This window comes from Streptomyces sp. NBC_01296 (genome assembly GCF_035984415.1).
Classification (GTDB): domain Bacteria; phylum Actinomycetota; class Actinomycetes; order Streptomycetales; family Streptomycetaceae; genus Streptomyces.
Genome location: NZ_CP130720.1, coordinates 8,035,065 through 8,052,462 on the forward strand (window position 1 = coordinate 8,035,065; position 17,398 = coordinate 8,052,462).

Genomic DNA, 17,398 nt, shown 5'->3' on the forward strand with positions numbered 1-17,398 from the left:
CAGGGTGCGTCATGCGGACAGCTCCCGTTCGGCAACGGCCCGGAAACCGTTGGGCGGGCGGCCGGTGAGGCGCTGGACGGTGTCGGTGGTGCGGTCCTCGGCTCCCTCGGCGATGGCCCGGTCCATCCCGGCCAGCATCGCGGCGAACTCCACGGGTATGACCTCGGCCAGCCGGTCGCGCAGGGCGTCGTGGGTCAGGTGGCGGTGGACCACCGCACGGCCGGTGACGTCCGTGAGCAGCGCGGCGATGTCGTCGTGGCTGAGTGCCTCCGGCCCGGTGAGGACCAGGTCGGCGTTGGGGGCGCGGTCGTCGGTGAGGGCCCGTACGGCGACGGCGGCGATGTCGTCGGCATCGACGAAGCCGACCCGGCCCGGGCCCGCCGCGGTCCGGATGGCGCCGTCGCTCCGGATGCTGTCGGCGTGGGCGTGCGTGCCCGTGAAGTTCTGCATGAACCAGGAGGGCCGCAGGACCGCCCATTCGTCGAACAGGCCGGGCAGGGCCCGGTGTACCTGTCCCACCGCAGGGCCGCCCTCGGTGATGGCCGAGGAGCTGAGCAGTACGGCGCGGCGTACGCCGGCGGCCCGGGCACGTTCGAGGAAGGGCAGCATGACCGCGGCAGGGTCCGGGTCTCCGACGGGCGGGACGAGGTAGACGCGGTCGGTGTCACGCAGGGCATCGCCGAAGCCGGCGGGGTCGTACCAGTCGAAGCGGACCGGCTCGGCGCCCGCGAGCGGGGTGCCGCGACGGCTCGCGGCCTTGACGCGCCGACCGGCGGCGACCAGTCGTGCGGCGGTGCGGCCGCCGGTGGTGCCGGTGGCGCCGATGACCAGGGTGGCGGGTGTGGTGGTCATCGGACGCCGCCCGAGGCGAAACCGATGCCGGGTTCCTGGACGGCGAGCGGGTTCCAGTAGTCGCGGTAGGACGTGAACCGCCCGTCCTGCACTGTCACGACGGCGATGTACGTCATGTCGAAGGGGCTTCCGGTGGCGACCACACGGCCCACGCCGCGCATCTCGACCACGATGGTCCCCGGGTCGGTGGTCTCGTGGATCCGCAGCTCGGGGAAGTCGTGCAGGTCGATGTGGTCGGGGTAGTCGCGCATGTAGGCGGCGATGGCCTCCCGCCCCTCCAGCTGCCCGGGCCAGCCCGGGGGAGCGAAGGGGAACTCCATGGAGCCGTGCTCGGCCCACAGGCCCACCCAGGAGGCGATGTCCTTGTCCAGGAGCACGCGCAGGCCGTGGCGGTACAGATCCGCCGGGGGTGAGGTGATTGCGGGCATGGGGGTTCTCCGTCCCGTACGATACGGACCAGCGGTCCGCTTCTCCCCGAGAAAGATACGGACCGCCGGTCCGTATTGCAACCGGAGGGCGGAACCCCATGACCGAACGCAAGCCGCGCAAGGATGCGGTCCGTAACCGGGCGGCCGTCTTCGCCGCCGCCGACGCCCTTTTCGCCGGCTGCGGGAGCCCCGAAGAAGTGACCATGGCCGACATTGCGACGGCGGCCGGCGTCGGCAAGGCAACGCTCTTCCGCGCCTTCGGTGATCGCACCGGGCTGATCCACGCCCTGTACCAGGCGCGGCTCGAACCGGTGTGGAGCGCCGTGGAGCAGGGACCGCCGCCGCTGGGGCCCGCGACCCCGCCGCTGCAGCGCGTACCGGCACTCCTCGACGCCGTCCTGTGCTTCAAGCTCGACAACCGCCACCTCGCGCTGGCCCTGGAGGGAACAGGCACGGGCAGCCCGTACGGGACGGAGCACTACGAGCGCTGGCACGCCTTGCTCCGGGACCTGCTGCAGGGCGTCCCGGGTCTGGCCGACAGCGGCTTCACCGCCCACGCGCTGCTCGCCGCGACCCGAGCCGACCTGGTCGCGTACCTGGCGGGTGAGAAGGACGCGCACCGTGAGCAGATGCGGGATCAGCTGGCGAGGTTCACCACCGCCGTCCTCGGTGCCCGCGCCGGCAACGGCGCGTCGGAGCCGGTCGCGATCAGGTGAAAGACCACCGTTCAGAGCCGCTGGTTGCCTGGGGCGGCCCTCGGCTGAACGGTGCGGCACGCCGCTGTCGACGGAATACGGAGAGCCGGGGGCGGGGCGATTCATCATGGGTGCATGAAGATCGTTGTCCTGTGCGGCGGGGAGAGCCCGGAGCGGGACGTCTCGCTGGAATCCGGCCTGGCGGTGGCCGTGGCGCTGGTGGAGCTCGGGCACGAGGTCCAAGTGGTCGATCCTGCCGCAGCAGAACCCGTACGGGTCGGCCCCACGGCGATCGAGAGCGAGCTGCCCCGTACGGCCGTGGAACTTCGAGGGCCGGAGCTGGACGAGGGCAAGAGGCGGGAACTCATGCTCGCTGCCCTCACCACGGGGCCGGTGCTCCCGTTGCTCCGCGACGCCGATCTGGTCTTTCCGGCTCTGCACGGCGGATGGGGCGGTGACGGACACGTCCAGGCGCTGCTCGAGATGGCAGGGGTCCCCTTCGCCGGCGCGCCCAGCGCCCAGTGCAGCCTGGCATGGGACAAGCGGCGCACCTTGGCGCTCCTGCGGGAGGCGGGCGTCACCGTCACCGACAGTGTCCGCCTCACGGCGGGGTCGGATCGGCCGATGCCGCAGCAGGTGTCGCAGTGGCTGGCCCAGGGGCCGGTGGTGGTCAAGTCCAACACCGGCACCTCCCACCTGGAGCTGCGCGTGGCCGACGATGCCGACGGGCTGGCCCGGGCCTGCTCGGTCGCGCCGGCGGGCGAGGAGCTGATCGCCACGCCGTTCCTGCCCGGGCGGGAGTTCACGGTGAGCGTGATCGAAGACGGTGTGCTGCCGGTGGTCGAGATCGAGTACGCGGGACGGCTCTTCGACTACGAGACGAAGTCCCACCCGCAGACCGCGCGCTGCCACTGTCCCGTGGACCTTCCGTACGATCTCGACGAAGGCCTGCGTGAGCAGGCCATGCGCGCTCATCGCGCGCTGGGGCTGGGCGCGAAGGACTACTCAAGGGTCGACTTCCGCTGCGACGGCCGCGGCGTACCCCACTGCCTCGAGGTCAACGCCTGCCCCGGATTGCGCCCCCTCAGCGGTCTGGGCGCGGCAGCGGCCGGAGCGGGTTGGTCCTATCGGGAACTCGTCGGTCGGGTCGTCGCGTTGCGCGCGCCGGTGGGCGTTCCCGCGCTGGCCGGGTAGCGCAAGCGAGCGCGCCCGTTCTCGGCCTCGTTCCATGGCCCGCGGCATGCGGACGCCGGAGAGGCTGTGGGCCTCTCCGGCGTCCGCGGTGCGAGGGCGATGTGCTGCCCTCAATGGCCGAGCTTCTGCTTCAGGTTCTCCTTCACCTGCAGCTTGATGTTCTGCTTGTTCACCTGGCCGCCCGTGCCGGTGCCGTCGCCGCCGACGGCGGTGGCGTCGCCTGTGTTGACGGCGTCGGCGCTGGCGTTGCCGCCGCGGGCGTCGCCGGTCTTGATCTCGCACTTGCCCTTGCAGTTGCCGACGCCCGTGTCGGCGCTGCCGCCGGTGGCCTCGCCGCCGACCGTCGTGTTCTCGGCGTTGGCGTCGCCGCCGGTGCCGATGCCGTCGGCGCTGTCCTGGGGGAGCGTGATGGCCTGCTGCGGGGCGGCGGTGGGCGCGGCCATGGCGGTCGCGGGGAGGGCGATGCCACCACCGACCAGCGCCAGGGAAGCTCCGGCCAGAACGATACGACGGGTCGTGAAGAGCTCGAACATGGTAATTCTCCATTCGGTGTAAAAAGGGTTTGTATTCTGCCCCGCAGAAAGACCGGAGATGATGTTCCGGCCCTTTGTCCTCCGGGGATTTCCCCGGTGAGGGCGTACTTCAAATAAACCCTGTGGCGGTGTGTGCGTCACGCCACTCGAATACGTGGCTTGACGCCGGGATTCGATCTTGGTAGAAGCCTGTCCGGCGCGGGCCCGGCGGCCCGGGAACGCGCTGAGGCGCGTGCTAGCTTCCGATCATGGAACAGCGTGTCAGTCTGATCACCCTGGGTGTTGCCGACCTCGGCCGCTCCCGGGCGTTCTACGAGAGCCTGGGCTGGCGGGGGCAGGAGGTCGAAGAGACCGTCTTCTTCCAGGCGGGCGGCCTCGGGCTCGTCCTGTGGGGCCGCGACAAGCTCGCACGGGACTGTGGCCTCGACGGCGCTCACGGGACGGGCTTCGGCGGCATCGTCCTGGCCCACAACATGCGCTCCCCCAAGGACGTGGACGCGCTCCTCACGGCTGCACAGCAGGCCGGAGCCACCGTGACCAAGCCGGCCTGGACAACGGCCTACGGCGGCTACGCGGGGTGCTTCGCCGACCCCGACGGGTACCTGTGGGAGATCGCCCACAACCCGGGCTTCCCCCTGGCCGAGGACGGCTCGCTGACCATCCCCGACTTCGGTTCCCCGTAGCGACCGATCGCGGGTCCGGCCACCGCCTCGGGTGCGCGATCAGTGCAGGTCGGAAGAGCGAGCGGGGCTGTCGTCGAGGAAGCCGCCCGACTGGTGCTGCCACAGCCTCGCGTAGGCGCCCCCGGTGGCGAGCAGCTCCTGGTGCGTGCCCTGCTCGACGATGCGTCCGTGGTCGAGGACGACGAGCCGGTCCATGTGGGCCACCGTGCTCAGCCGGTGCGCCACCACGAGGGCGGTCCGCCCCTCCATGAGGCGCCACAACGCCTCCTGGACGAGGATCTCGCTCTCGGAGTCCAGGGCGCTGGTCGCCTCGTCGAGCAGCAGGATCGGAGCGTCCCGCAGGATCGCCCGGGCGAGCGCGACCCGCTGGCGCTGTCCGCCGGAGAGCTTGACGCCGCGCTCGCCGACCATGGTGTCGAGGCCCTCCGGCAGCGCGTCGGCGAACTCCGTGACGTGCGCCGCCTCGGCCGCACGGCGGATCTCGGCCTCGGTGGCGTCAGGCCGGGCGAAGGCGATGTTCTCCCGCAGGGTGCGGTGGAACATCGCCGGATCCTGCGGCACGTACGCCATCAGGCCGCGCAGGTCGCGCTGGCGCAGCCTGCTGATGTCCCGGCCCCCGATCAGGATCCGGCCCGCGTCGATGTCCGTCATCCGCAGCAGCAGCCGGGTGAGCGTGGTCTTGCCGCCGCCGGACCGGCCCACGAGCCCGAACTTGGCCCCGCCGGGCACGGCCAGGTCCAGTCCCTCGAAGAGCGGCCGCGCGCCCGCGTGGGCGAAGGTCACCTTCTCGAACCGCACGTCGGCGGCCCGGGTCGGCGCCGGCGCAGGCTCCGGCGACTGCGGGTCGAGTACCGTCGGCGGCGTCAGGAGCAGCGCCGTGAACTGCGAGGCCTCCGTCATCGAGCTCTCCAGGCGACGGTAGATCTGGTTGAACTCGAACATGATCCGCGTGGCGTTGGAGTAGTACGTGAACGCGACCACCACCGCCTCCACCCCGTGCCCGTCCCCGGCGATCGTGACGGCGAGCAGCAGGCCCAGCGCGTTGGTCACCACGGACATGGGCGCGACGAGGGTGTCGATGCGCAGATTGCCGTAGTCCCACGACCGCAGCATCAGCCCCCGCGAGCGCGCCACCCGGGACCGGTGCTCGGCGGCCTCGCGCTCCTCCGCGGCGAACGCGCGGACCGTGTCCATGTTCATCAGGCTGTCGGAGACGTGCCCCGACACCCGGGCCATCGCCTCCTCCCGCCGGTTGACGAGCGCCTGGCGGCGCCGGACGAGGGGCAGCACGCACACCCCCGTCACCGCGATCATGACCAGGAGCGCCACGACGAGCAGCGGTTCGTAGTGCCAGAGCACCACCGACCCGAACAGCAGCGGTACGAACCGGCCCACGACCGAGAAGGTCAGCGTGTCGACGAAGTCCTCGAAGCGGGAGGCGAAGCTCAGGACCCGCTTGGTCAGGGATCCGGCGAAGTTGTCGTGGAAGAACGCGGCGTCCTTCGCGAACAGCTCGTCCATGCCGATCACGTAGAGGCTCTCGATGCCGAGGGCGTCGAGGCGGTTCAGGCAGTGCAGGCCGAGGCGCCACGCCGCCTCGGAGAGCAGCAGGACACCCGCGAAGCCGAGGACGTACGGGAGCATCGAGTCGAGGGCGGGGGCGGGGGCGTCATCGGCGATGCGGCCGACGAGCTTCGCGACGACCAGCGGGGCGATGTAGTTGATGCCGATGTTGCCGAGGGCCGGCAGCAGCATGGCGGGCGCCGTCAGCCGGCGCAGTCGCCTCAACTCCCGTCCGTAGTAGCGAAGTGCGAGGACCACGGGGCCCTTGCGTGGCGGTGCCGCTGGTGATGCAGACGATTCCATCGCAACCCTGTGATCTCGTGTCAGAACGGAATTCGCAGTGTCCCGCGAGCGCGTCTGCGCCGTCCAAGCGTTTTCCGTGTGGGTGACCCCTCGATGTGCCGGGGCCCGGGAGCAGCAGGCCACCTGGTGCCGATTGGCCCGGGGGCGCCCGCGCGGCCGGTGCAAGACTGGACGTCCGACGCCGCAACCGAGGAGTTCCGATGCAGGTAGCCGTGGTGACCTTCGACGGATTCAACGAGCTCGACAGTTTCATCGCCTCCGCGCTGATCAACCGCTGCCGCAAGGACGGCCTGGAGGCCTTCATCACCACACCGACGCCCGTGGTCACCTCGATGAACGGTGTCGAGGTGAGCGGGCAGCGCCCGATGGAGTTCATCCCCGAGGCCGACGTCGTGCTGATCGGGAGCGGGGTGAAGACGCGTGACGTGATCGCCGATGACCGGCTGCTCGCCATGCTGCCCCTGGACCCCGCGCGTCAGCTGATCGGATCGCAGTGCTCCGGCGCGCTGGTGCTCGCGCGGCTCGGGCTGCTGGGCGGCATGCCGGTCTGCGCGGACATGACGAGCCGCCCGTTCGTCGAGGAGTTCGGCGTCACCGTGCTGGACGCGCCGTTCCACGCCGAGGGCAACATCGCATCGGCCGGCGGCTGCCTGGCTTCGCAGTACCTCGCCGCATGGGTGATGACCCGCACGCTCGGCGAGGACGCCGCGCGCGCCTCCATCGGCTACGCGGCCCCGGTCGGGGAGCAGCAGGAGACCGTCGAGCGCGTGATGAGCGCCGTCCGGTCGGGTGAACCCGCCCTGCGCTGACACCGGACACCCCGGCCTGCGAGGCGCTCAACTCCGCGCACCCGCCCACGGGGCGAAGCAGGAGCGCGTCGGGCGCCGCCTTCGCCGTGGTGGCCGAATCCTGGGTCGTGGGACGGCGCTCGTACGGCGATGATGGCCCGATGGACAGACGGGTGGACACGCGACGGGCGTCGTACGCGGAACTGCCGGAGGCCCGCCCGGACAGCGGGGCGCACGGGCAGGCGTACGCCGTGTCGGCCGAGTTCTACGATCTGCTGCACGCCCGGTCGTACCACCGGCACGCGCTGGCGCTGGCCGGGCCCGCCGCCGCGGCGCGCGTGGGGATCGTCGAGGTCGGAGCGGGGACCGGGCTGGTCACCGACGTACTGATCGGCGCTTCGTGCGTGCCGGTCCATGCCGTCGAGCCGGCGGCGGCGATGCGGGCCGTCCTGCTGTCCCGGCTGCACCCGCCCGCCGGGGGATCCGTCGGAGACCGGGTGACCGTGCACTCCTGTTCCGCCGTCGAGCTGTCGCTCAGCGGGCAGGCCGATCTGGCGGTCTGCCTGCGGATGGCCTCTTGTCTGCCGCCCGACGAGCGGCGCGCGCTGTGGCGGACACTGGCCGATCTGCTGGTGCCGGGCGGCCTGCTCTTCCTCGACCGCCCGCCGGCCCGGCTGCCCGCCCGTCCGACCAGGCGTTCCCTGGGCGAGGTACAGCTGGGCTTGGACACCTACCGGGGGCAGGTCACCGCACGCGCCGAGGGTGACCGGATCCGCTGCGACTACGCCTACCTGGTGTGCCGTCAGGGCCGGGTCCTGCGCCGGGCGCTGGAGTCGTTCCTGCTCTGGCCGCTGACCCGGCAGACGCTCGGCGCGGAGCTCGCGGACGCGGGCCTCGCCCTCGAGGGCGAGCTGCCGCCGGACCTGATCCGCGTACGGCGCGGGATCGGAACGGGCCTCGGGTACCCGGCGCCCTGACCACGCGGGGCGATTCCCGGTTCAGATCGCCGGGCGGGCGGTGGTGAGGGCGCGGATGGCGGTCTGCTGGGAGTAGGCGAGCAGGCCGATCGTCGTTGCGGCCATGACGACGGCGAAGAGCACGTGGCCGAAGGCCGAGTTGACGGTCATGCCCACGGCGTTCAAGGCGAAGTGGCTGCCGATGCGGAGGGCGATGAGGGCGAAGGCGAGCTTGCGGGTCTCCTTGCCGTGCCACAGTGCCTTGGCGAGTTTGATCCGCCTGCGCATCACCGTCAGCGAGACGGTGATGTTCACGGCCAGCAGGATCAGCAGGGCGGGCCATGCCGAGGGGAAGGCCCTGAGTATGTCGAAGGCCGCCGCGAGGGCGCCTTCGAAGCCGAAGAACCAGATCGGAAGCCGATAGTCGGCGGGTGTCAGCGCGGTGGTGTCGATCGCTTCGGCCGGTGCGGACTTCTTCTTCAGGATGTTCACTTCGCTGCCCCCGTGGTCGGTGTGGTGATCACCAGTTTGTCCGGGGGGAGAGCCTCGGGGGCAGGGCTCCGGGTCACGTCTGCGATATGACAGGTGTCATGTGCCGGCCAGGGCTGGGGACCGGCGTGCGGATGCCGGAGGGGCGGTGGGCCTCTCCGGCGTCTGCTGTGTGGGGCTGTGGGGCTGTGGGGCTGTGGGGGGTGGTGTGGTGTGGGGTGGTCACTTGCCGAGCTTGGCCTTGAGGTCCTTCTTGACCTGGGCCTTGATGTTCTGCTTGTTGACCTTGCCGCCGGTTCCGGTGCCGTCGCCGCCTACGGCGGTGGCGTCGCCGGTGTTGACGGCGTCGGCGCTGGCGTTGCCGCCGGTGGCGTTGCCGGTGGTGATGACGCACTTGCCCTTGCAGCTGCCGACTCCGGTGCTGGCGTTGCCGCCGGTGGCGGTTCCGCCGACGGTGGTGTTTTCGGCGTTGGCGTCGCCGCCGGTGCCGATGCCGTCTGCGCTGTCCTGGGGGAGGGTGATGGTCTGCGGGGCGGTGGTGGGTGCGGCCATGGCGGTGGCGGGGAGGGCGATGCCGCCGCCGAGGAGGGCGAGGGAGGCTCCGGCGAGGACGATGCGGCGGGTCGGGAAACGCTCGAACATGGCAATGCTCCATTCGGCAACGGATAAGGGTTTTTGTGTGTCGCCCGTGGGTTTGGCCGGGGGTTTTGGTTGGCCTTTTGTTTTCCGGGGTTTCCCGGTGGGGGCGTACTTCCAATAAACCGTGTGGGGGCGTGTGCGTCACGCCACTCGAATACGTGGCTTGACGCCGGGTGCCGATCTTGATAAAAGCCCGACCGCGCGGCCATGCGGCACCCGGCGCGGCCCGCTGACCGGTCCCAGCGGGTGCGTACGGCATCGGGCTGTTCTAGCGTCGGACGAGGAGGGGAAGCCCTGCCGAGCCGGTCCGGTGCGGGGCCCGGGCCCTTCGCGGCCCGTCGGCCGTGTGCGCTCGGCGCCGTTCCCACGCGGATCCGGCACAGGCACATACCGGGCCGCGCGACGATCCCGGAGAGCAGGTGCGTCCCATGCGCACGTCAACCCGTCTCGCAGGTGTCCTCACCGGCCTGACCCTCGTATGCGGTGGCGCGGCCTTCACGGCCCCCGCCGCCCACGCGGACGTCTCGGCCTGTATCAACCAGGTCGAGCGCGAGCTGCAGGGTGGCGAGGTCCCGGCCGCCGTCCGGGCGGCGTGTACGGCCGGGTCGACCGGCTACCACGACCAGTGCGTGACCGGTCTGACCAAGGCGGGCGTGACCAAGGGGACCGCGGTGACCGCCTGCAGCGCCGCTCCCTAGCCGGCGCAGGTTCCGGTGGGGCTGGCCGGGCCGCCGGGGAGCGCGGCGGCGGACGGATCCCCGCTGCGGGCCTTCCGGTTCATGGCCGTGCGCGGCTCCGGGTCCGGGCAGACGGACCCGGAGGGAGGGAGCTGTCGGCAACCCGTCAGGTGCCGGTCGGCTCCTCGGGCTGCGCAGGCGCGGACGGCGCCGCGGGCGCGGGGCCGGTGGCCGGCGTCGTGGAGGCGAGCTCGGCGAGGATCGCATCGGCGAGGCCCTCGCGGCGGATCCGCTGGTCGACGTACAGCACCCCGCTCACGAGCTGGGTGAATCCGATCTGGAAGACCTGGCTGACGGCGGCGCCGAGGAGCATGAGGAGGAAGGCCACCACCAGGACGGTGATCATGTCGGACGTCGGCCCGCTCCCCTCGGGCTGATCCGCCGCTGCGGGAATCACCGCCAACATGCCGATGAGGTTGAACGGCAACTGGATCAGGTACGAGATCGCACCCGCAATCATCCCGCCGAGCATGATGATGCCGAAGATCCGCCACCACGCGCCCCGGACCAGCTTGGCCGAGCGGCGCAGCGCGGTGACCGGGCCGATGCCCTCCATGACCAGGGCGGCCGGGGCGAGGGCGAGCCGGGTGCTGAGCCACACGGTCACGGGGGCGGCGACCAGCAGGACGACCGGCAGGAGGACGACCATCGCCGGGGTGACGTCCCCGGAGGCCGCGGAGAACATCAGCGGCAGCCACACCGCCATGACGGCCAACATCGGAGAGCCGGCGATCAGCGTGGTGAGCAGCATCGTGCCGGCCACCGCGGGCGTGCGCTGCAGGGAGGTGCGCCACATCGCACGGCAGGTGGTGGGGCGGCCCATGACCGCCTCCTTGAGGACCGCCGGACAGAGCGCGGTGAGCACCGCCATGCCCAGCCCGCCCGTCACCAGAAGCAGCACGAACAGCGTGCCGCCGGCGACGATCAACGGCACGACGTGCTCGGCCGTGGGCTTCGTCCCGAAGGGCGGATCGAAGACGGGCTCGATGTGCCGGTACACCGCGGCGACGGCGGCGCCCACTTCGAGGGCCATGACCGGCAGGATGACGGCCTGCACGGCCAGCATGACGCCGGCCAGCTGCTTCCAGTGGCGGCGGATGGTCGAGAACGACCCGCCGAGTATCTCCCCGAGGGCCAACGGCCGCAGGGGGATCACACCCGGCTGCGGCGCCGGGGCCGGCGCCCAGCCGCCCCACGGTGGGGTGCCACCCCAGCCGCCTCCGTGGCCGCCCCACCCTGTGTTCTGCGTCATGTACGAACTCCGTAGATCGTCCCCCGAATGGAGCCATAACGTATCCCACCTCGTCAGGGGCCTGGCAGCCCGCTTCCCCCTCGCATGTGCGCGTCCGTGCACGCCACTTCGGGTCTGCCTCACGGGGCGAGGCCGATGAGCACGCAAGGCCTTCGTCAGTCGACCGCCGAAGCCTTCGAGCGGACCTCCCCGAGCGACCCTTGGGCGTCGCCCCGCATGCGCATGGCGAGCCTGCGATGGGTGGACTTCCAGCGCTGGTGCCTGCTTTCCAGCCGGCCGAGTGCCGCGTCGAGAACGGTCCATTCCGCCCGGCTGAATCCGCCCTCGCGGCGGATGTCGAGACAGGCCCGAGTGAGACTGTCATGGTCGGCCTCTTCAGCCCCGCCGCGCACGTCCGGCACCTGCGTGAAGGCAGCCGACCGCAGCCGTGCGGCGGTCAGTGGGCCGCACGCCGTCTCGAAGCGCTTGTACTGTTCGGACCGGATGGCGTCGGCGCCCTGGGTGAACTGCCGGAATGCGAAGAATTGCGCCGCCCGCATCGTGGCGGCAACGCGGAAGAGCGCTGAGGCGCGCTCGAACATCGCGGTCGCGCGATCCAGTCGCTCGACGGCGGCTTCGAGGCTCCCGTCACGCAGTGACCCGACGGCTGCCTGCGTGTCCGCCGAGATCGCGGTGAAGAGCATTTCGTGGGTCTGAAGGGCGCGGATGAAGAAATATTCGTCATGCAGCACGTAAACGGGCTGGACGGACACGTCGAACCAGTGGCCCGCGTCCGTCGCCGGTGGCCGCGGCAGGTGGGGGAGGAGGTCCTCCATCCGCGATTCGGGCATGAGGGCCGGCCGGGTCGGCCGGGTCGGCAGGTCATCGGTATCCGTCGCGCCGAGGTGGTCGCCCACGAACCGCAGGGCGTGGCGCACCCGCTTCCGCAGCGTCGCCGGATCCGGCCGGCCCCGGACCGGCTCCTGCGGTGACGTGCCGGCTGCTTCGATCTCGAACCGTATGGCGTCGGACATGAGGAGCGTGGCCAGCCGGTCGGGACTCAGTGCGGAGTGCCGTTCGTCCAACAGGAGCTCGAGGAGCGGCAGCGCGAGATGGCTTCGGTTCCAGAAGCGGCCTTCGTTCTCGTCGAGCATGCAGTGGAGAAATGCCTCGAGATACGGCCGGCCCGAGGTATGCCGGGTGCGCACCTCGGCCATCTGGACGAGCGTCTTCCGCGGCAGGAAGTGCTTTCCTCTGCGCCGCGCCTGTTCCGTGACGGCCTGCGCCAGGGATATCCCGTCGAGGTCATCCGTCAGGCCGTCTCCGGTCGCCCAGCGGTTGACCTCCCGGGAGGCGGCCAGGCGTGAAGCGCATGTCCCGCGAGCCGGAAGCTCGGGACTCTTCTCGGTATCTGCTTTGGGGCATCCGCCTGGGGACATCGCCCGAATACATCGCGTGCGGCAGTCAGAAGTCATGGGACTCATCTCTTCCTCGGATCACGGCTGCCGTGCGTGGCGGGCAACCGTTCTCCGTCCGGTGGTGAGCCTCACGCTTCCCGGGTGGGGCCCTGGGTCCCACTAGGCATGATCGAAGGGCCGCACGTCTTCGCTCGAACATTCGTGGCTTGACACGGCACAGTGGGCCCCGTCCGGTGGCTCCAGGTCGCCCCGAAGGGCGCCCGGACCAGTTTCGTCCTGGCGACCGCCCAGATGGGCTTCACCCCGGGGAATCTGGCCGCGACCCTGCTGGAGAGCACCGATCTGGACGCCGACTGCGCAGAACTCGCCCAGGCCGGCATCGAGGTCGGCGGTCCGGCGGACTACCCATGGGGGCGCCAGGCCACGTTCGCCGACCCGGACGGCAACACCTGGGTCCTGGCCGCACCCGTATCGGCAGGGTTCTGAGCCGTGGCGGGCGCGGGCGGCACGGCCGAGACGGCACAAGGGGCGCAGGGCCGGGTGTTCGCGGCCCTCGCCAGTCCGATACGACGCGAGGTCCTCAGACTGCTGCGCGAACAGGGCCCGCAGCCCGTCGCCGAGCTGGCCGCGCACTTCCACATGGCGCGCCCGAGCTTCTCCGAGCAGCTGCGGGTGCTCCGCGAGAGCGGCCTGGTCGCCGAGACGAAGGCGGGCCGCCGGCGGATCTACCGCCTCCAGGCGGAGCCGCTGCTGGAGGTCCAGGAGTGGCTGCACCCCTACGAGCGGTTCTGGCGCGGGAAGCTCACCGCCCTGGCCGGTCTCCTGGACGAGATACCGGACGAGCCGTCCCCACCCGGCCCCCCCGCCCGGTACGGCCGTCGCACCCGCACCGCCCCCCACGCCGACGGAGACGAGAACACACCATGACCGGACGCGAGGACCTGACCGCGGTCCACGTCGATCAGTTCCTGCCGCACCCGCCCGCGAAGGTGTGGCGGGCCCTGACGGAACCGGAGCTGCTCGCCCGCTGGTTCATACCGGGTGACTTCCGCTTGGAGGTCGGCCACCGCTACACCATGCAGGCCATCGCGATGCCGGCCACCGGCTTCTCCGGAACCATCGCCGCCGAGGTGCTGGCCTTCGAGCCGGGCCGGATGATCCGTATCGGCTGGCAGGACGCCGACCCCGGCCAGGGCATCGACGTGAAGTCTTGAGCACCGTCGCTCCACGCAACCGCGAAAGGCCCGCAACCCCGGACGGGATTGCGGGCCGTTCCACGTGTCCGTGTGGCTGTCTCAGTCATCCTGCGGAGCCGGGAGCGTCTTCGTGGACACGGTCGTCGTGACGGTCTGCCTGACCACCTTGCCGTGGCGCTTGGTCGTCTTGGTGACCGTCGTGGTCGAGGTGACCTTGACCCTGCCGTCGGGCAGTGTGCGGTTGACGATCTTCGTTACGGTGACCGTCGACGTGTTGCCGCTATGGTGCCCCTCGTGGGCGGGTGCCGTCTGCACGGCTGCGACCTGCGGCGCAGCCGGTGCGGCGAAGGCGCTGGAGGGCAGCAGCGCGCCGCCTGCGGCGAGGGCGGTGGAGGCGCCGAGGAGGGCGAGGCGCGTGGTCAGGGTCGTACGGATCATGATGGTGCTCCTTGTGGTGCGAGAAGGCCTCGGGGGCTGGGCCCCGGGGAGAGCCCGCGGCGGGCTCCGTGTCTCCATTGGGCCCCGGACACGTACGGCGGGTCATGCCCCTGATAGTCGGGGCTTGACGCACGTCGGCGGGTGTGGGCAGGGGCGGAGCCCGTGGCGGGCGCCCCGAGGAAGGGCCGCGTTGATCCGTCGGGCCGCGCGGTCAGTGTCCGGCCGACTCCAGACGGACGCGGAACACCGTTCCGCCGCCCGGTGACGTCTCCAGCTCCAGCCCGCCCCCATGGGCCTGGACGAGCGCAGACGCGATGGCCAGGCCGAGGCCCGCCCCACCGCCCGCCTGCCGGCTGCGCGAGGCGTCCACCCGGTAGAACCGTTCGAACACCCGGGCCGCCTGCTCGGGCGTGAGACCCGGCCCGGAGTCGGCCACCTCGATCACCTCGTGGCCGCCTGCGCTGCCCACCCCGATACGAACCGGGGAACCCGCGGGCGTATGCGTGACGGCGTTGCCGACGAGGTTCGCGACCACCTGGCGCAGCCGAGCCTCGTCGCCGTTCACCGGTGCCGGGCCGGGCAGGCCGACGCCGCCCGGACCGGTCAGGACCACCTCCCGCGCCGGGTCCAGCGCCCGGGTGTCGTGCAGGGCGTCGACCGCGAGCGTGCGCAGGTCCATCGGGGCGAGCTCCAGCGGACGCTGCTCGTCCATGCGGACCAGGGTCAGCAGGTCCTCCACCAGACCGCTGAGGCGCACCGCCTCGCTCTCGATGCGGGCCATGGTCCGTTTCACGTCCGCCTCCTCGACGAAGGCACCCATCCGGTACAGCTCGGCGAACCCCCGGATGCCGGCCAGCGGCGTGCGCAGTTCGTGACTGGCATCGGCGACGAAGCGCCGCATCTGCTCCTCCGATGCGGCGCGCACCGCGAACGCCGACTCGATCTGCGCCAGCATTCCGTTGAGCGCGCTGGTCAGCCGACCGGTTTCGGTACGGGGCGAGGCGTCCGGCATACGGTGCGAGAGGGGGCGCCCGGCGGAGATCTCCGCCGCGGTTTCCTCGATCCGCCGCAGCGGTCGCAGACCGGCCCGTACCGCGAACCAGCCGGCCACGGCGAGCAGCAGCGACACCACGACGCCGATGAGCTCGAAGGCGGTGGCCAGGTGGTCGAGCGTGGAGGACACGTCGTCGAGCGGGGCCGCGACCACCACTCCCGCGGGCAGCTCCGGGTCGGCGCTGCCCACCGGCACGATCCGCACCCGCCAGGTGCCGTCACCATGGTCGCTCGGCACCTCGAACGGCCTCCCGAGCCGGGCCCGCAGCTGCGCCCCGCCCATCGCCGGCCACAGCGGTCCCGGATCCCCGGCCGCGACGGGCTGCCGGAACTGGTCGGAGACGGTGCCGTCGGCGCCGGCGAACGCCACCACGTACTGGCTCGGCAGCCAGGGCCGCCCGCCGCCCGTCCGGCCCAGGTGCGGCTGCGGGGTGCCCTCGGCCCGGACGCGGTACGCGACCGAGTCCCCGAACCGCTCCAGCTGCTGGTCCACCCGCCCCACCAGCCGGGCGCGCACCGAGCCGAGCACGACGGTGTCACTGACCGTCAGTCCGAGCGCGACGAGGGCGATCGACAGGAGCACGAGCCGCGCGCGCAGGGACAGGCCCGCGAACCGGTGTGCCGGCCGCTTCGTCGGCGGCCGTGTCCGTCCCGGCCACCCGGGAAGACGCCTGGCCACGTCAGGTCTGCGGGCGGCGCAGGACGTATCCGATGCCGCGCACGGTGTGGATGAGCTTGGTGGCGCCGTCCGCCCCCGAGTCCACCTTGCGGCGCACGTACGAGATGTACGACTCGACGATGCTGAGGTCGCCGCCGAAGTCGTACGCCCACACGTGCTCGAGGATCTGCATCTTGGAGACGACCCGATCGGCGTGGGTCATCAGGTAAGCGAGCAGCTTGAACTCGGTCGGCGACAGCGAGACCGGCCGGCCGCCGCGCAGCACCTGGTGGCCCACCGGGTCCAGTTCGAGGTCGCCCGCGACCAGGCGGCCCTCGCCCGTCGGGCCGCCCGTGCGCCGCAGGATCGCGCGGATCCGGGCGATCAGCTCCTCCAGGCTGAACGGCTTGGTGACGTAGTCGTCGCCGCCGGCCGTGAGTCCGCTGATCTTGTCGCCGACACCGTCCTTCGCGGTGAGGAAGAGCACCGGCAGATGATCGGCCCCGGATCCGTTGCCGGCCACCTCGCGCAGGCGGCGCACCACGGCGAATCCGCTGATGTCGGGCAGCATCACGTCGAGCACCACCAGGTCGGGCCGCTCCTTGGCGACCGCCTCCAGCGCGTCCGCCCCGTTCGCCGCCGAGGTGACTCGGAAGCCGACGAAGCGCAGCGAGGCGGACAGCAGCTCCCGGATGTTCGGCTCGTCGTCGACGACGAGCAGGCTCGCCTCGGGCGTGGCCGTGTTCATGGGGTCCTCCCTCTCACGCTCAGCCCCGGCCGCCGCCTCCGAACCCGCCCGCGCCGCCCTGGGCGACGGCCGTCGCCGCGAGATCGCCGGAGGGGTTCTGGCTGCCGCGTACGGTCACGGTCTGACCCGGCTGGAGGTCGGATACCTTGCCGGTCTTGGCCTCGGTGACCTGGGTGTTGTTGTCGGTGGTGACGCGGACGACATTGCCCTGGGCGTCGGTGACGTAGAGGGTGGTGCCGTCGACGAGCTTCACCGTACCGGTGGTCACGCCGGCCCCGGCGGCCGGGCTGCCCGTCGTGCCCCCGAAGCCCTGCCGCGGGCCGTTCTGGCCGTTCTGCCCGGTGCCGGTGCCGGTGCCGGTGCCGGTGCCGGTGCGTCCGGGCCGGGCGGCTCCCTGCCCCTGGCCGGAGCCCGTACGCCCCTGGCCCTCCGCCCCGGCGGCGAAATTCCGGCCTCCGGCCCCTGATCCGGCCCCCGGTGCACCTTGCAGGTGGCCCTTCTCGACCAGGGCGCCGCCGGTGAACGCGAGCCCGGCGACCACCCCGCCCGAGAGCAGCAGGGTCAGCCAGGGCAGCCGCGGCCGGGGCGGAGCGGCGAGCTCCGCCGAGATGTCCCGGGTGTCCGGGGGTTCGCAGAGGATCCCTTCGGGATCCGCGGCGGGGCTTTGCGCGGCGCGGTCGTGGGCGACGGGGTCTTCCACCGTGGCCGATGCGGTGAACACCTCGGCGAACGGGGTGAACGGGTCGCCACCCGCCTCGGGCTGCGCCTTCTCCAGTTCGGTGCGGCGTCGTGCCAT

Annotated in this window: 21 protein-coding genes; 9 read left to right on the top strand and 12 right to left on the bottom strand. The window is 71.7% G+C overall.

The genetic code is table 11. The annotated features are described in order from the left end of the window. Positions 1 to 9: 9 nt before the first annotated feature. Together OG299_RS36530 and OG299_RS36535 are read right to left on the bottom strand one after the other, a co-directional pair. The gene (locus OG299_RS36530; protein WP_327363876.1) at positions 10 to 852 is read right to left on the bottom strand and encodes an NmrA family NAD(P)-binding protein; all 843 of its coding nucleotides are present in this window, start codon (positions 850 to 852) and stop codon (positions 10 to 12) included. Further along, positions 849 to 1,280: a nuclear transport factor 2 family protein gene (locus OG299_RS36535; protein ID WP_327363877.1), complete on the bottom strand. Its 432-nt coding sequence runs from the start codon at positions 1,278 to 1,280 to the stop codon at positions 849 to 851. Before OG299_RS36535 ends, OG299_RS36530 begins: the two co-directional genes overlap by 4 nt. 98 nt (positions 1,281 to 1,378) lie before the next feature. Between OG299_RS36535 and OG299_RS36540 the strand changes: the two genes are divergently transcribed. Continuing rightward, on the top strand, positions 1,379 to 1,996 hold the full coding sequence (locus OG299_RS36540) for a TetR/AcrR family transcriptional regulator (RefSeq protein ID WP_327363878.1): 618 nt from the start codon (positions 1,379 to 1,381) through the stop codon (positions 1,994 to 1,996). A gap of 114 nt (positions 1,997 to 2,110) precedes the next feature. Further along, positions 2,111 to 3,169, top strand: coding sequence for a D-alanine--D-alanine ligase family protein (locus OG299_RS36545; RefSeq protein WP_327363879.1), 1,059 nt, complete (start codon positions 2,111 to 2,113; stop codon positions 3,167 to 3,169). A gap of 110 nt (positions 3,170 to 3,279) precedes the next feature. On the opposite strand, the gene OG299_RS36550 is transcribed toward OG299_RS36545, so the two are convergent. Continuing rightward, positions 3,280 to 3,702 (bottom strand): hypothetical protein, encoded by a 423-nt coding sequence (locus OG299_RS36550; RefSeq protein WP_327363880.1) that lies wholly within the window; start codon positions 3,700 to 3,702, stop codon positions 3,280 to 3,282. A 248-nt stretch (positions 3,703 to 3,950) separates the two neighbouring features. Between OG299_RS36550 and OG299_RS36555 the strand changes: the two genes are divergently transcribed. Next, a complete protein-coding gene (locus OG299_RS36555; RefSeq protein WP_327363881.1) occupies positions 3,951 to 4,385 on the top strand; it encodes a VOC family protein in 435 nt (144 codons plus the stop codon). 39 nt (positions 4,386 to 4,424) lie between these two features. On the opposite strand, the gene OG299_RS36560 is transcribed toward OG299_RS36555, so the two are convergent. After that, on the bottom strand, positions 4,425 to 6,251 hold the full coding sequence (locus tag OG299_RS36560) for an ABC transporter ATP-binding protein (RefSeq protein ID WP_327363882.1): 1,827 nt from the start codon (positions 6,249 to 6,251) through the stop codon (positions 4,425 to 4,427). A 200-nt stretch (positions 6,252 to 6,451) separates the two neighbouring features. Here OG299_RS36560 and OG299_RS36565 point away from each other — a divergent pair, with 200 nt between their 5' ends. Together OG299_RS36565 and OG299_RS36570 are read left to right on the top strand one after the other, a co-directional pair. Then, entirely contained in the window at positions 6,452 to 7,060 is a 609-nt protein-coding gene (locus OG299_RS36565; protein WP_327363883.1) for a type 1 glutamine amidotransferase family protein, read from the top strand. A gap of 140 nt (positions 7,061 to 7,200) precedes the next feature. After that, positions 7,201 to 8,016, top strand: a complete 816-nt coding sequence (locus OG299_RS36570; RefSeq protein ID WP_327363884.1) for a class I SAM-dependent methyltransferase — start codon at positions 7,201 to 7,203, stop codon at positions 8,014 to 8,016. Positions 8,017 to 8,037: 21 nt separating this feature from the next. Here OG299_RS36570 and OG299_RS36575 read toward each other — a convergent pair whose 3' ends face one another. Together OG299_RS36575 and OG299_RS36580 are read right to left on the bottom strand one after the other, a co-directional pair. Beyond that, on the bottom strand, positions 8,038 to 8,487 hold the full coding sequence (locus tag OG299_RS36575) for a hypothetical protein (protein WP_266632732.1): 450 nt from the start codon (positions 8,485 to 8,487) through the stop codon (positions 8,038 to 8,040). Between the two features lie 219 nt (positions 8,488 to 8,706). After that, positions 8,707 to 9,126, bottom strand: coding sequence for a hypothetical protein (locus OG299_RS36580; protein ID WP_266632701.1), 420 nt, complete (start codon positions 9,124 to 9,126; stop codon positions 8,707 to 8,709). Positions 9,127 to 9,551: 425 nt separating this feature from the next. Between OG299_RS36580 and OG299_RS36585 the strand changes: the two genes are divergently transcribed. Beyond that, positions 9,552 to 9,821, top strand: coding sequence for a hypothetical protein (locus OG299_RS36585; protein WP_327363885.1), 270 nt, complete (start codon positions 9,552 to 9,554; stop codon positions 9,819 to 9,821). A gap of 145 nt (positions 9,822 to 9,966) precedes the next feature. On the opposite strand, the gene OG299_RS36590 is transcribed toward OG299_RS36585, so the two are convergent. Further along, positions 9,967 to 11,112, bottom strand: coding sequence for a DUF7847 domain-containing protein (locus OG299_RS36590; protein WP_327363886.1), 1,146 nt, complete (start codon positions 11,110 to 11,112; stop codon positions 9,967 to 9,969). A 155-nt stretch (positions 11,113 to 11,267) separates the two neighbouring features. Then, a complete protein-coding gene (locus tag OG299_RS36595; protein ID WP_327363887.1) occupies positions 11,268 to 12,308 on the bottom strand; it encodes a tryptophan 2,3-dioxygenase family protein in 1,041 nt (346 codons plus the stop codon). Between the two features lie 420 nt (positions 12,309 to 12,728). On the opposite strand from OG299_RS36595, the gene OG299_RS36600 reads away from it, so the two are divergent. Genes OG299_RS36600 through OG299_RS36610 form a run of 3 tightly spaced genes read left to right on the top strand, consistent with a single transcriptional unit; the run spans position 12,729 to position 13,723 of the window. Beyond that, positions 12,729 to 12,995 (top strand): VOC family protein, encoded by a 267-nt coding sequence (locus OG299_RS36600; RefSeq protein ID WP_327363888.1) that lies wholly within the window; start codon positions 12,729 to 12,731, stop codon positions 12,993 to 12,995. 3 nt (positions 12,996 to 12,998) lie between these two features. Further along, the gene (locus tag OG299_RS36605; protein WP_327363889.1) at positions 12,999 to 13,436 is read left to right on the top strand and encodes an ArsR/SmtB family transcription factor; all 438 of its coding nucleotides are present in this window, start codon (positions 12,999 to 13,001) and stop codon (positions 13,434 to 13,436) included. Then, a complete protein-coding gene (locus OG299_RS36610; RefSeq protein WP_405704880.1) occupies positions 13,433 to 13,723 on the top strand; it encodes an SRPBCC family protein in 291 nt (96 codons plus the stop codon). The genes OG299_RS36605 and OG299_RS36610 overlap by 4 nt, the downstream gene beginning before the upstream one ends. Positions 13,724 to 13,804: 81 nt before the next feature. Here OG299_RS36610 and OG299_RS36615 read toward each other — a convergent pair whose 3' ends face one another. The 4 genes from OG299_RS36615 to OG299_RS36630 form a co-directional block, all read right to left on the bottom strand. Next, positions 13,805 to 14,143: a hypothetical protein gene (locus OG299_RS36615; RefSeq protein WP_327363890.1), complete on the bottom strand. Its 339-nt coding sequence runs from the start codon at positions 14,141 to 14,143 to the stop codon at positions 13,805 to 13,807. Between the two features lie 211 nt (positions 14,144 to 14,354). Next, the gene (locus OG299_RS36620; RefSeq protein WP_327363891.1) at positions 14,355 to 15,779 is read right to left on the bottom strand and encodes a sensor histidine kinase; all 1,425 of its coding nucleotides are present in this window, start codon (positions 15,777 to 15,779) and stop codon (positions 14,355 to 14,357) included. Positions 15,780 to 15,876: 97 nt separating this feature from the next. Continuing rightward, entirely contained in the window at positions 15,877 to 16,602 is a 726-nt protein-coding gene (locus tag OG299_RS36625) for a response regulator transcription factor (RefSeq protein WP_266632746.1), read from the bottom strand. A gap of 19 nt (positions 16,603 to 16,621) precedes the next feature. After that, positions 16,622 to 17,398, bottom strand: coding sequence for a DUF5666 domain-containing protein (locus tag OG299_RS36630; protein ID WP_327363892.1), 777 nt, complete (start codon positions 17,396 to 17,398; stop codon positions 16,622 to 16,624).